16 protein-coding genes are annotated in these 12991 nt (G+C 35.8%); 3 read left to right on the top strand and 13 right to left on the bottom strand.

Annotation, left to right across the window (positions count from 1 at the left end; translation table 11 throughout):
• Positions 1-113 precede the first annotated feature (113 nt).
• Complete coding sequence (locus tag BMX24_RS02715; RefSeq protein WP_089792706.1) at positions 114-662, bottom strand: DUF1543 domain-containing protein; 549 nt, start codon at positions 660-662, stop codon at positions 114-116.
• Positions 663-746: 84 nt separating this feature from the next.
• On the opposite strand from BMX24_RS02715, the gene BMX24_RS02710 reads away from it, so the two are divergent.
• Positions 747-1577: a sulfite exporter TauE/SafE family protein gene (locus tag BMX24_RS02710; RefSeq protein ID WP_089790537.1), complete on the top strand. Its 831-nt coding sequence runs from the start codon at positions 747-749 to the stop codon at positions 1575-1577.
• A complete protein-coding gene (locus tag BMX24_RS02705; protein WP_089790536.1) occupies positions 1577-1960 on the top strand; it encodes a DUF1634 domain-containing protein in 384 nt (127 codons plus the stop codon). The genes BMX24_RS02710 and BMX24_RS02705 overlap by 1 nt, the downstream gene beginning before the upstream one ends.
• 4 nt (positions 1961-1964) lie before the next feature.
• Here BMX24_RS02705 and gloA2 read toward each other — a convergent pair whose 3' ends face one another.
• Genes gloA2 through BMX24_RS02690 form a run of 3 tightly spaced genes read right to left on the bottom strand, consistent with a single transcriptional unit; the run spans position 1965 to position 3721 of the window.
• On the bottom strand, positions 1965-2342 hold the full coding sequence (gloA2, locus tag BMX24_RS02700) for an SMU1112c/YaeR family gloxylase I-like metalloprotein (protein ID WP_089790535.1): 378 nt from the start codon (positions 2340-2342) through the stop codon (positions 1965-1967).
• Positions 2343-3278, bottom strand: a complete 936-nt coding sequence (locus tag BMX24_RS02695) for a hypothetical protein (RefSeq protein WP_089790534.1) — start codon at positions 3276-3278, stop codon at positions 2343-2345.
• The gene (locus BMX24_RS02690) at positions 3278-3721 is read right to left on the bottom strand and encodes a nuclear transport factor 2 family protein (protein WP_089792704.1); all 444 of its coding nucleotides are present in this window, start codon (positions 3719-3721) and stop codon (positions 3278-3280) included. The genes BMX24_RS02695 and BMX24_RS02690 overlap by 1 nt, the downstream gene beginning before the upstream one ends.
• A gap of 127 nt (positions 3722-3848) precedes the next feature.
• Here BMX24_RS02690 and BMX24_RS02685 point away from each other — a divergent pair, with 127 nt between their 5' ends.
• The gene (locus BMX24_RS02685; RefSeq protein ID WP_089790533.1) at positions 3849-4934 is read left to right on the top strand and encodes an endonuclease/exonuclease/phosphatase family protein; all 1086 of its coding nucleotides are present in this window, start codon (positions 3849-3851) and stop codon (positions 4932-4934) included.
• A gap of 76 nt (positions 4935-5010) precedes the next feature.
• Here the strand turns inward: BMX24_RS02685 and BMX24_RS02680 are convergent, their stop codons facing one another.
• The 9 genes from BMX24_RS02680 to BMX24_RS02640 all read right to left on the bottom strand — a co-directional run bounded on the left by BMX24_RS02680 (position 5011) and on the right by BMX24_RS02640 (position 12914).
• On the bottom strand, positions 5011-6066 hold the full coding sequence (locus BMX24_RS02680; RefSeq protein ID WP_089790532.1) for a diphosphomevalonate decarboxylase: 1056 nt from the start codon (positions 6064-6066) through the stop codon (positions 5011-5013).
• Between the two features lie 106 nt (positions 6067-6172).
• Complete coding sequence (locus tag BMX24_RS02675) at positions 6173-7942, bottom strand: AMP-dependent synthetase/ligase (RefSeq protein ID WP_089790531.1); 1770 nt, start codon at positions 7940-7942, stop codon at positions 6173-6175.
• Entirely contained in the window at positions 7939-8952 is a 1014-nt protein-coding gene (locus tag BMX24_RS02670; RefSeq protein WP_089790530.1) for an NAD-dependent epimerase/dehydratase family protein, read from the bottom strand. The genes BMX24_RS02675 and BMX24_RS02670 overlap by 4 nt, the downstream gene beginning before the upstream one ends.
• 232 nt (positions 8953-9184) lie before the next feature.
• The gene (locus BMX24_RS02665; protein ID WP_089790529.1) at positions 9185-10189 is read right to left on the bottom strand and encodes an MvdD family ATP-grasp ribosomal peptide maturase; all 1005 of its coding nucleotides are present in this window, start codon (positions 10187-10189) and stop codon (positions 9185-9187) included.
• The gene (locus BMX24_RS02660) at positions 10182-11138 is read right to left on the bottom strand and encodes an MvdC/MvdD family ATP grasp protein (RefSeq protein ID WP_089790528.1); all 957 of its coding nucleotides are present in this window, start codon (positions 11136-11138) and stop codon (positions 10182-10184) included. Before BMX24_RS02660 ends, BMX24_RS02665 begins: the two co-directional genes overlap by 8 nt.
• 90 nt (positions 11139-11228) lie before the next feature.
• Positions 11229-11453, bottom strand: a complete 225-nt coding sequence (locus BMX24_RS02655; protein WP_089790527.1) for a microviridin/marinostatin family tricyclic proteinase inhibitor — start codon at positions 11451-11453, stop codon at positions 11229-11231.
• 26 nt (positions 11454-11479) lie between these two features.
• Positions 11480-11737 (bottom strand): microviridin/marinostatin family tricyclic proteinase inhibitor, encoded by a 258-nt coding sequence (locus tag BMX24_RS02650; RefSeq protein ID WP_089790526.1) that lies wholly within the window; start codon positions 11735-11737, stop codon positions 11480-11482.
• A 41-nt stretch (positions 11738-11778) separates the two neighbouring features.
• Entirely contained in the window at positions 11779-12018 is a 240-nt protein-coding gene (locus BMX24_RS02645; RefSeq protein WP_089790525.1) for a microviridin/marinostatin family tricyclic proteinase inhibitor, read from the bottom strand.
• A gap of 116 nt (positions 12019-12134) precedes the next feature.
• A complete protein-coding gene (locus BMX24_RS02640; RefSeq protein WP_089790524.1) occupies positions 12135-12914 on the bottom strand; it encodes an alpha/beta fold hydrolase in 780 nt (259 codons plus the stop codon).
• Positions 12915-12991 lie beyond the last annotated feature (77 nt).

Here is a 12991-nt window from a genome sequence, read left to right as displayed (position 1 = left end):
TTAATTTTTAATTGAGTTTTTTAATGCAAAGTCCGCAAAGGTTTTATTTAAAAATACATTATGTTTTTAAGATCACAAAGGCGTTTCACTCAGCAAAGAACTCTTAAATTTTATTATATTTTATCAATCTTCAAATACCCCAGCCCCATTAGGTTTTCCTGATTTTCCACATCAGATTTCTTTAAGACAATTGAATATTTTTCTTTCATTTTTTCTGGCAAAATGTCACTTACATTAAAAATATCATCGATATCCACCCCATGTTTATCATCAATATGACTTACCGCTCCGTCAAATCCCATGGTGTGATAAAACTCTGTATCCTTCGCTTTTTTTACAATTTCTCCCATCGATTTTCCCACCATCAGATGTTGCTCATGAAATTCTTCAAAAAAACCTTTTTTATACCCGCCAAGATTAATAAAATACAATTGATCTTCTGTAGTTTTCCGTCCTTTTTCAACAATTTCCACTTCATATCCGTCAGCAAATTTCACTTCCTGATAGCAATCGATATGGATTTTTCCATCTGCTTCTTTCCAAAAATCTTTCATATCAGGAACCAAATCTTTCAGGCTTTCCGCAATTCCAAAAAATACGTCATGCTGCTCTATATTCCTTCCTTTTGGCGTTGCGCCGAGTATTATGTAGAATAATTTCAACTGATTTTCCATAATGCAAAAATACATCAAATTTATCTTTTTCAAACGTTTGGCAGACTACCACAATAGTTTTATATTTGTAGCATGTCAGAAATCATCATTCTCTTCCTTGGAGCAATTTCGGCGGGACTTCTGGGTTCACTGACCGGTTTAGGAGGAGGAGTCATTATTATCCCTTTATTAACGCTGGGTTTCGGCGTTCCTATGCATTATGCCATTGGTGCTTCACTTATCTCTGTGATCGGGACTTCTTCCGGTGCGGCTGTTGCTTTCGTGAAAGAAGGTTTTACCAATATGAGAGTCGGAATGTTTTTGGAAATTGCCACTACATCCGGAGCTATTATCGGAGCTTTGGTTTCGGGAATGCTTAACCCGAATACAATCGGAATTATTTTCGCTAGTATTCTTCTTTTAACGGTAATTTTAAACTTAAAAGGAAAGCCGGATCACCAAGAACCTATCATTAAAGGCAGTTTGGAAGAAAAACTAAAATTATACGGAACATTTCCTGATAAAGGAGTGGTAAAAAGCTATTCTGCAAGAAATACAGTTTCCGGATTTTTGATGATGATGTTTGCCGGTGCAATGTCCGGACTTCTGGGAATCGGTTCTGGCGCTTTGAAAGTGCTGGCCATGGATAATATGATGAAGCTGCCATTCAAAGTTTCTACGACCACGAGTAACTTCATGATCGGTGTAACGGCGGTTGCGAGTGCACTCATCTATTTCCAGCGAGGGGAAATTATCCCTGTGATTGTAGCTCCGGTTCTGATCGGGGTTGTAGTCGGAAGTTTCATCGGATCAAAAACGCTCATGGTTTCCAAGACGAAAAAATTAAAGGTGTTTTTTGCCATTGTAATCACCATTTTGTCGGTTTACATGATGTATAACGGAATTAATAAAAGTTTCAGATAATGAGAAAGAATTTCACAGACGTAGATCTGAACCGTTCCGTAGGAAATCTTCTGAGACTGGGCGTTATTCTGGCTGTAGCCACTTCTCTGATCGGTTTTGTAAAACTCTTCACCGAAGGCTTTAAAATGCCTAAAAAATATACTTCCCTCGACATGGGAACGTCCTCAGAGAAAGTTTGGGGGCAGTTTTGGGATTCCCTTTGCAAAGGTGAAGGAATGGCCATTATCCAGTTGGGAATTCTGCTTTTGATCTTTACACCTTTAATGAGAATTATTTTCGCTTTAATTGGATATTTAAAGGAAAAAGATTATATCTATGTAGCTATTTCTTCGATTGTATTGGCTATTATGGCAGTCAGTTTTTTTACAGGTTACGCGCATTAATTTTTTACATTTCATAAAACTCCAGCGGCAGTTGGTCGGGATCTCTGGTAAAGAAAAATTCTTTTCCTGTGAATTCGTCTGTTCTTATTTCTTCACAAATTAATCCTTTCTGAACTAATTCCTGGCGTTTTTCATGAACATTTTCAACTGAAAAAGCCAAATGCCTTAACCCGCAGGCTTCCGGCCCGGAAGGTCTTTTAGGAGGGTCAGGAAATGAGAATAATTCAATGACATAATGATCGCCAATTGCAAGATCGAGCTTGTAAGACTGTCTTTCTTCACGATAGACTTCACGGATGATATTCAATCCTAAAACCTCAGTATAGAATTTTTTTGAAACTTCATAATCTGAACAGATAATGGCAATATGATGGATTTTCATTTAAAAATTTTTAAACTTACTGGTTATAATACTTTTATAAATTTCTCTAAGTCTTTCTCCAATTTTATCATTGTCCAGATTTTTATCAATTTGTACGCCATGCACAACGATTTCACTGAATTTTTTAGGACTTATTTTATTGAATGCGGGTTCAATTGAAAATCTAAGATTTTTCACCGTTCGCTCTCCTATTCTAATTTCTGCAATTTTATAATCTGATCTTTTTTCAATTTCTTTTAACAGAACTTCCTTTAAATCAGCATTATCAACTTTAAAAATATCCCCGTCACTTTTTATAGCTTCCTGATCAAATTTTCCCATTCTGGAAACTATAAATCTCGAAGACTCAAGAATATAGGCTGTATCTTTTACGATGACAAGATTTTGATTTCTGATTTCGTTTATGAGATCAATTTTTGTTTTTTTAACCTCAAACCTTGTGTCATTATTGAAGGTAAGTACTCCGGTTTCAGGCGAATACGTATAGCTCTTCGGTTGAGAAGTGGACATTAACACCAATAATGTCGGCAGCAAAACTGCAAATGAATTTATTTTTTTTACACTAATTTGTTCTAATAAGCTCATATTTTTAATCAAAAAATAAGGAACCGGCAACAATAGCAATACCACTACATCCGAATAATCTACAACCCTGTGAATCGAGATCGGAGACATCAGATTATAAATATTAATAAAATTTTCAGAAAGCGGTGATTTCCAAAAAATAAAAAACAATCCGGCGACAAAAACAGAATTTTGTTTCAGCTTTGGAAACAAATATGTTAAAAGCATCGGCAACAAAACAATCCCCACTATATCAGACAATTTTCCCGTAAACCAGCTTTTAAATTGAAATTTAAAGAAATGATCATTTAAAAATAAAACAATCAGACAGCCTAGAAAAATATAATTAAGGATCAGATTTTTATTTCCCATTACTTGATTTCCTTGCAGTTATCTTTTCTTCGCGTATCGATCAGATATTGGATTTTCCACTCCCCGTTTTGCTTTACCAATTGAAAACTGTTGGCTCCGCAGTGAGAGAATTTACCCTTGAAAAAAAACTCATAAGGAGTGAAAACACTTGCCAGATCGCCGTCTGTACGGATGACATCTATTACAATTCTTTCATCCAGATCATTTTTAGAATACTTTGAAATAGAGCCGAGAAAGTCTTTGAGCTCTTCATTTTTCAAGCCGTTTTTGGTGATGGTCTGAAGAATTGCCGTATCTGAAAAAGTAGATTTTACCAATTCAGTATCTGCGTTTTTCATACCTAAAAACAGATTCCGGATTGTTTTTTCAACTTCCTGATTCTCATTTTGTTGTCCAAAGCATAAACTTCCGAACAATACGGTTGCCATAAGTATTTTATTCATATTTTCTCCTGTTGAAACTGACAATTAAAAATAAGGAAAAATATTACATCTATTGGGCAAAGTTTTGTGAAAGTATGGGAAAAATGACAAAAAATAAATTAAATTTATCCTAATTATTCTGATTAACATGTGGACAGCTTATCTGATTCTGATAGTATTGTTATTAATTTTAACCATACTTCCAAAAATTCAAAATTCTCATTGGATATTTCGGGTTCCGGAATTCGGGAAAATACAGATCACATTCTTTATATTATTCACTTTTGCATTGGGTTTTGTGGTCGCGGAAAATTTAGAAAACTTTTGGTATTACCAGGCATTTCTTGCCATACTATTTGTTTATCATGGTTTCACATTGGTGAAATATACCCCACTTTATCCTGTAAAAAAATATTCACAAAGCAATCATTCTTCACAGAAGCTAAAATTTATTTCCGCTAATGTGTATCAGTTTAATAAAGAACATCATCATTTCATTAAATTAATAGAAAAATATCAACCCGATTTTTTCCTGACCATGGAAAGCAATGCTGAATGGGAAAAAGCATTACAACCCCTCGAAAAAGAATATATTTATCAGCATAAAGTCCCTCTGGAAAACACTTACGGAATGCATTTTTATTCCAAAACTGAAATAAAAAAGGCTCAGACCCATTTCTTTGTTGCGAATGATATTCCTACCATTGAAGTGCATTTGGAGACAGAAAACGGATATAAATTTGTCTTTTTTGGAGTCCATCCGCCGCCGCCAAGTCCAACCGAAGAAGAGACTTCCAAAGAGAGGGACGGCGATCTTTTGAGCACGGCAAAACGCGTCACCAAAATAGAAGAACCGGTGATTGTTGTGGGAGATTTCAATAATGTTGCGTGGTCGAGATCCTCTGTTTTATTTAGAAAAACAAGTCATTTGATTGATCCCAGAATCGGAAGATCTTTTGTTTCTACTTTTCATGCAAAATACCGTTTTCTAAGATTTCCCATTGATTTAATGTTCCACAGCGAAAATATTTTCATTAAAGAACTTAAAACACTGGAAAATTTCGGATCAGATCATCTTCCTGTCTATTGTGAACTTTTTATAGACCATCAAAATGATGAGCAGAAAAAAAGAATCGACAAGGCCACGAACGAGGAAAAAACAGAAGCCGAAGAAATGATCCAGGAAGGGAAAGAAGAAAATGGGGACCGTGATCCTGTAGTAACAGAGGATTGATTTTCAGTAAAAAAAATTTATTTAAAACATAAAAAAAACGAACAAAAGTCCGCTTTTCTATTGATCTATTTTAATTTTAAAATTTCATTACATCCTTTACTACTCCATTATTTTGAGTGTGCTGTAGTAAATCCGATTCAATGAAAGATTTAATTTTTTCTTCAGAACCATCATTCGGGAATAAAAGATGAACATTTGCTCCTGCATCTAATGTAAAAAATAAAGGCAGATGGGTTGCTCTTCTGAAATCCCAGATCTTATTAATCACTTCCAAAGTTCCTGTTTTCATTAAAATAAAAGCCGGATCGCTCATCATCATCATGGCGTGAAGCGTCAGTGCTTCGTGTTCCACGAGTTTGATGAAGCTCTGCATATCTCCATTTTTTAGGATTTCTTTCATCGGGGCAAAATTTTCCCTTGCTTCCTGAAATCTTCTTTCTGCGTAAGGATTTGTATTCATCAATCCATGGCCAACCGTTGAAGAAACGCTTTTCTGACCTTCATGAATCAACAGTACCCAGTCATTGAAATTTTTGAAAATCTCATGAATTTCATCATTCGGATATTGTACGGCAAAAAAGTCTGAACTTCCTTTTACCTGAGATTCGCCCCAGACCACCAATCCGTTGTATAGGCTACGACAAGCGCTTCCGCTTCCCAATCTTGCTAAAAATGAAGCTTTCCTTAATGACTCCTCCTCCGAAGTCTGTCCTGAAAAATTTTCATCTAATTTCATCAGACATTTGGCAATCGCACCGAAACCCGAAGCTGAACTCGCAATTCCTGAACTGTGAGGAAATGTATTTTCCGTTTTAATAATGTATTTTCCCTGCAAAATCCACGGAAGATATTGTTCGATATTTTTAAAATATTTTTCGATTTTCTCAGCAAATTTCACTTCTTCATTACCCGCTAAAAAAGTCTGAACAGAAAAAGGCTCATTGGCAAAAAACTCAATGGTAGTATTGGTTTTACAATGATTCAAAGTATAGCTAATACTCGGATTTGCCGGAACCTGGTTGTCGTATTTTCCCCAATATTTAATTAAGGCAATATTTGACGGACAGCTTTCTGAAACCGTTTGATTATGTATCGTAAAATCTTTTTTTCCTAGAAATTCTTGTATTGTCATAATTTAGTTTATAAAATTCATTTTCAACCACAAATCACATCAATGTATTCACAAGTAAAAATCACCGATTTTCCGGAACGTCTGTTTTGTGGTTTAAAAATTTTATTTAATACATCTTCTCAATAAGATCTGCATATTTTTTAAGAACCACGTTTCTTTTCACTTTCAGAGTCGGGGTGATTTCTCCGCTGCTGATCTCAAATTCCGCAGGCATCAACGTGAATTTTTTCACTTTTTCGAAGTCTGATAAATGACTTTGCAGTTCTTTAATTTTTTCTTTATAAAAATCGTGCACCTTCTCGTTTTTCACAATTTCTTCCCAATTGGTAAACTGAATATTATTCTTTTTAATAAAATCCTGTAAAAATTCAAAATTCGGGACTATCAAAGCGGAAACAAATTGTCTTCCTTCCGCGATCAGCACAATCTGCTGGATAAAATTATTATTGGTCAACAGGTTTTCAATCTGCTGTGGTGCAATATATTTCCCGTTGGACGTTTTCATCAGGTCTTTCAAACGATCTGTAATGATCAGGTTTCCTTTATCATCAATTTTCCCTGCATCACCCGTTTTAAACCAGCCATCTTCCGTGAAAACCTTCTCAGTTTCTTCCGGTTTATTATAATACCCTTTCATGATTCCGTTTCCTCTGGCCTGGATTTCATCGCTCTCTCCAATGCGAATTTCTACACCTGGTAAGGGTTTTCCGCTCGTTCCGTGTTCGAAATGGGTTAATGGGAAAAGCGTTAAAGTTGCCGTCGTTTCCGTCAGACCATAGCCAACCGTAATGTGGATTCCCACAGATTCGAAAAACCTGGTGACTTCCGGAGATAAAGAAGCTCCACCGCATGGTAAAAACCACAATCTCCCTCCCATCCTTTCCTTGATCTTACTGAAAACCAATGAATCTGCAATGGATTCTTTAATTTTTAAACCTAATGAAAGTGGCTTTTCATTCCTTCTCAATTCTGCAGTTTGCCAGCCCGTTTCCAGAGCCCAATTGAAGATTTTTTTCTTTAAAGAAGAACCTTCCCCTGCTTTCTCCAGAACTCCGGCATATACTTTCTGGAAAAACCTCGGAACAGCGCACATCATCGTAGGTTTTACGTCTTCCAGTGTTTTCGCAATATTTTTCGGATCTTCAAGAAAATAGACTCTTGCCCCTCCATACAGACAAAGCAAGCTCCAGCTTCTTTCAAATACATGACTCAAAGGTAAAAACGCCAGTGACAGCTCTTCTTCAAAATTTTTAAACTTAAAAAATTCGAAATGCGCATCAAAAGCTTTGATAAAATTTCCGTGTGTGAGCATCACTCCTTTCGGTGTTCCTGTGGTTCCGGAAGTGTAGATCAGCGTTGCGACATCATCATATTCTTTTTTGCAAAACTCAAGTTTTGAGGGTGATTTTGCAATGAAATCTTCGAGATAAAAACTATTAAATTCTTTCTTGATCCAAACCGATTTTTTAGAAACGATAATGGTTTCAAGAGTACTTTCTTCCTTCTGTACAAGTTCCAGACAGGCATCGTACTGTGCCTGATCGCCAACCAGAATCATTTTCGCTCCGGAATCCTGAATGATATATTCTGCCTGTTCGGCATTATTGGTAGAATAAATAGGAACCGTAATCGCTCCGATGGCCATTGAAGCCAGATCGAAGATCATCCATTCCGAAGAATTGTCGGAATAAATCGCAACTTTATCATTTTCCTGAATTCCTGCATTTTTTAGTGAATTAGCCGTTTTAAAGATGATTTCACCAAATTTTTTCCAGCTTAATTCCTTCCATCCTGCTTCTTTCTTTTTAAAGCCAATTGCAGATTTTACAGGATGTTTTTCTATATTCTTTTGGATAATTGCCTCTGCAAGATTCATTTCTTCAGCTTTTTATCGTTAATATAATTATTCAAATGAAAATCAATACTTTCCGAAACAGGAATAAATTGATAGTCAAGCTTTTCTTTAATTTTTTGATTGGAAATGGTGTTGAATGATGAAACAGATTCGATATTGGATTTGGTAATCATTCTCAGTTTTGGGATCAGCCATCCGAAAAATATATTGGCAAGCCTTCCCATATTCAATTGAAACCTTGAAAGAACTTTTGCTTCTTTTAACCCAAGTTTTTTCCTGATCTGTCCGCCGATTTCAGTATATCTGTTATTTTCTGCAACGACCAGAAAACGTTCTGCGAAAACATTCCTTTCCATTAATTCAACAGCAACTTTCGCGACATCTCTTACATCCACATAACAAGAACCCCCGGAAAAAGTAAAGCTATTTTCTTCAAAAGTTGAAAAAATTTCACCGCTGCTTTGGTTCCAGTTTCCGGTTCCGATAATCATTCCAGGATTGATGATGATCACATTCATTCCTTCTGCCGAAGCCCTCCACACTTCCATTTCAGAAAGATGTTTTGATAAAGCATATGCTGAATGTTCCAATTTAGGATTAAAATCAGAACTTTCGTCCAATTCTCCTTTTTCATTAAAATTATCAAGGACAGCCACCGAACTTACGTGAAGAAATTTTTTAACCTCTGAACCTTCACAGGCATACAGAAGATTTTCCGTTCCTTTTATGTTTGTATGATACATTTCCTTTTCATCTTTGGGATGAAAGCTTACTTTTGCGGCGCAGTGGTAGACTTCTTCTACCCCTCTCAAAGCGTTTTGCAGAGCATTGATATCGTCAAAATCTACATCTACCCATTCAATTTTGTTGAAAAAATCGTCGGGATTTTCCGTATAAAATGTATAGGAATGCCTTACTTCTTTTAAATTGCTCGCAGGTCTTTTTGCTGCACGAACATTTTTGCCTTTTTTAAGAAGCTCTAAAACGATTACTCTGCCCAAAATTCCGGTTGCGCCCGTTACAAAAACCATCAATTATTTTTACTTGATTGCTGACTAAATTATGATAATATTCTCCGTTATGCAAATTTGCGATTTTTAAAGCAGAATTCAATTTTTATTAAGCAGAATTACGGTTTTTTTAACTCAAAAATCAAAAAATTATTTTAAGTTTCGGCTAAAGCCTATTGGGATTGATCTTAAAAAGAAAAACGGGCTAAAGCCCGTTCCTATTGATATACATAATTTCATTACTTAGAAGAAATTAAGCTAAAACCATGTTATTTCTTCTCGGCGCTTTATCGCACAAAACATCTGCAATACTTTTTGAAATAAGGTTTCCGTCTGTGAGATTATCCAACCAGAAAAACTCTCCGGCTGCGTTTATTTCGATAAAATAATATTCATCTTCAGGAGAAACGATGATATCAATAGCCCCGTAATCAACATGATAGACATCCAAAAGCTCAAGAAGTTTGGCTTCTATCTCTGCGGGAAGCTCTGTCTGAATCCATTTATCGATCAGGTTTACGCCGTCTTTTCTCCAGTCTATTTTTGCGGCTTCCGATTGCTGGGAATCAATTTCGAATGCGTAAACATCACGGCCAACGACCGTTACGCGAAGTTCTTTTTTCTTTTCAATTTTCTTCTGAAACTGCATCGGGCAATACAGAAGCGTGTCCAGTTCCTCTAATTTATCTTCATTTACCACATTCGTAAACACCACGCTTTCCACTCCGTCTTCGTAAATTGCGAATCCGGTCTGCATTTTAGCCACTACATTCTGATGCTTCAGGATAAATTGCTTGGCTTCTTCAGGATTGTTGGTAACACATGTTTCAGGAATTTTAAGTCCTATCTTATCTGCAATTTTCAGCTGTTCCTCCTTGCTGTCGAGTCTTCTGTAAACACTCGGTTTTCCTAATGAATACACATCAACCGACTCTAAAAAACCGAAAAGAGTATTGCGGATCTCGCCCATTGCGGCACCGTAAAATTTGGTATCCAGCTGATCTCTCAGACCATCACCGATATTGTAAGCCCTTCTGTACCAAACTGCTGCAATATCATCCAGACGATATTTTTTTTCAGGAGTTTCTAGAATAGTGATCCATTTTCCATCCTGAAAAGTGGTGGATAATTTATTTTTTAAAGGATATAAATCAACATCAAAACGAATTACTTCGCAGCCGTTTTTATCAATATATTCCGTTACTTTTTCGATTGAAAAATTATCTCCTGTATGTGTAATTATTAAAATTTTATTCATTGGTATTCATTCTTTTTATAAGATTATCGGCAATTCTTTCTGCAATTGGAAAATGTAATTCTTTCTGCAGCATTCCCCATTCTCCCTGCGGATTTACTTCAAGAAAATAATAGTTTCCGTCTCTGGATTTGATCATATCAATGGCTCCGAGGTAAAGTCCCATTTCCTTCATCATGGAAGTCAGGCTGGCCTTAATATTTTTCGGTAAATCATAGGCTGACCAGAAAAAATTTCCCTGGGCAACTCTCCAGTCCGCATTTTCGCTATTATTGATTTTTCCTGTAAAAAATTCACCATCTACATAGACGATCCTTAGTTCATATTCCTTTTCGATATAAGGCTGGAAAATCATCGGACAATAGGCTATATCCGAGATAAACTCCAAAGAATCCCCGTCAATAATATTGGTGGAAACAAGATCTTCTCCACCCATTGATTTTGACAATACTCCGTGAAGTTTTGCCACCATTTTTCCGTTGCAGCTTTCGTGAAAAAACGCTGTGATCTTCTCTGCATCATTGGAAAAAATGGTTTTGGGAATTGTTAGATGATGCTTTTCAGCAATCTTAAGCTGAAGCATTTTATTACCATCGATTTTCTTTTCATTTTCAAAAGGATTGATCCATGCTGCATCTTCCAGAATGGTGAAAAGATTGTAGCGGAGACTGGCATATTCTTTTAAAAATATTTTTTCATAATCTTCATCCAATTCCTCCGGAACACTTATTTTCCAGGCTTTTCTGTGCCACACTCCTTTGATTTTGTCAGAATTAATTTTATTCCCCGATTCATCTGTTAATTCAAAAAAATTTTCATTAATACTTATTTTTTGAAGATGATTCATACGATCGGAATTCAACCTGAAATAAGGAATATTTTTCGTTTTTATGTATTCAAAAAAAAGATCAATATTATAATAATCCTGAGAATGTGTGATACAAAGAATCATTTGCCGACTTTTTATTAAAAAAGGAAACTTAAAGTTTAAGTTTCCCTTCTATAGTTTTTATTAGTGTGTATTTTGAACTATATCATTGACTTAAAGATCAACATACTGCACATCATCATCCCCGTCTGAAGGATATTTTTGTGTCTGAGCCATGTCCTGATCCGGCTTCGTTACCCCATCGAAAGCTGGTTTTGTAACGATATCCTGCGTTGCAAGAGTGATATCTCCTCCTCCTTTGATTTTTTCAGGATCTTGAAGTTGTTTTTCTAAAAATGATGCGAAAAATGGTTTCTTTTTTGAATTTTTGTTTTTCATAATTATTTGATTTGAATAGTTTTTAATTAAGATTCTCCCGGATCTGATAAATCTCCAATTTCGTCGTTGTCAGACGGATACTTCAGCGTCACTACATTATCTTTAAAAGGTAAAGTGGCATTATCTAAAGTAGGCGAAGTGGTTACCGTATCCTTTGTGGGTAATGTTACGAAGTCGGTAAGAGGAGCCGTAGGAACGCTGCCTCCTTGAATCTCTTCAGGATTCTGGATTTGTTTTTCCAGGAACGAAGCAAAAAAAGGCTTCTTACCCCCGTTTTTTTTCATACTGTTTTGTAATTTGAGTGGTTGGTTGTTAGTTTTTTTGTTTAGACAGCATCGCCATCTTCGTCGCCATCGGACGGATATTTCATCGTCACATTATCACTTCCCGGCTTCGTAACATTGTCTTGAAGTGCAGAAGTAATACTGTCTTTCAAAGCTCCGGTGGTATTATCCTGCAATGCAGAAGTAATAGTTCCCGAACCTCCTTTGATTTTTTCAGGATCTTCAACCTGTTTTTCTAAAAATGAAGCGAAGAAAGGCTTCTTTGATTTTTTTTCTTCCATAGCATTAATTTTTAATGATTTAGAAAATCTAAAGTATTAAAAAAAATTCACCCAGAGAAGAATAAAATATTATTTTATGAAAATTTTAACAAATATTGGTTTTTAACGAAATAATTTTAATTTAAATCTAAAAATTCCTTAACAACCTCAGCAAAATCGACAGGATTTTCTGCCTGCACCCAATGTCCTGCATTTTTTACCGTTACAATTTTAGCTTTCGGAAATTGCTGCTTTATTGCAAACTCATCCTGTGGAAGAATATAATTGGATTTTTCTCCCGCAATGAATAAAGTTTCCCCTTGAAAAACTCCAAATTTTATAGCATTGGAAACAAATTCATTATACTTTTCGGATAATGTTTTAAGGTTAAACCTCCAATTCAGCTTTTTATTTTCATCCCAATACAGGTTTTTGGTTAAAAACTGTATGGTCGATTTTTCAGGAATATATTGGCTTAAAACGGCTTCAACCTCGTTTCTGGAATTTACCGTATTGAAATCAACCGTTTCTAAAGCCTTGATAATCCCCTGATGATGCGGAGGATAAGCTTTTGGAGAAATATCAACTACGATCAGCTTTTCAACTTTTTCGGGATAATTCATAGCAAACTGCATGACAGCTTTTCCGCCCAGAGAATGGCCTAAAACATGGGCTTTTTCAATCCCGTAATGATTCATATAGTTGGCAATATCATTCGCCAGATCATCATGAGACATATCTTCGGAATGAAAACTTCTCCCGTGATTCCTTAAATCTATTAAATGAACCGGAAGCAGCTCTCCGAGGTCTTTTCCGAAGCTTCCCCAGTTATCGAGCATTCCAAATAAACCATGAAATACCAAAAGTGGTGTAGACGAAAGATTTTCGCCAAATATTTTTGAATGTAGAATTTCCATAAGTTTTGTTTTTAAGATGGAGGCTAGATGATGGAAGCTGAAATTTAACAAATACCCATTGAGCTTCCCTCTTCTGA

This window comes from Chryseobacterium wanjuense (assembly GCF_900111495.1).
Lineage (GTDB): Bacteria > Bacteroidota > Bacteroidia > Flavobacteriales > Weeksellaceae > Chryseobacterium > Chryseobacterium wanjuense.
Note: the sequence above shows the minus strand (reverse complement) of the source record. Positions and strands in the feature narration are given on the sequence as shown.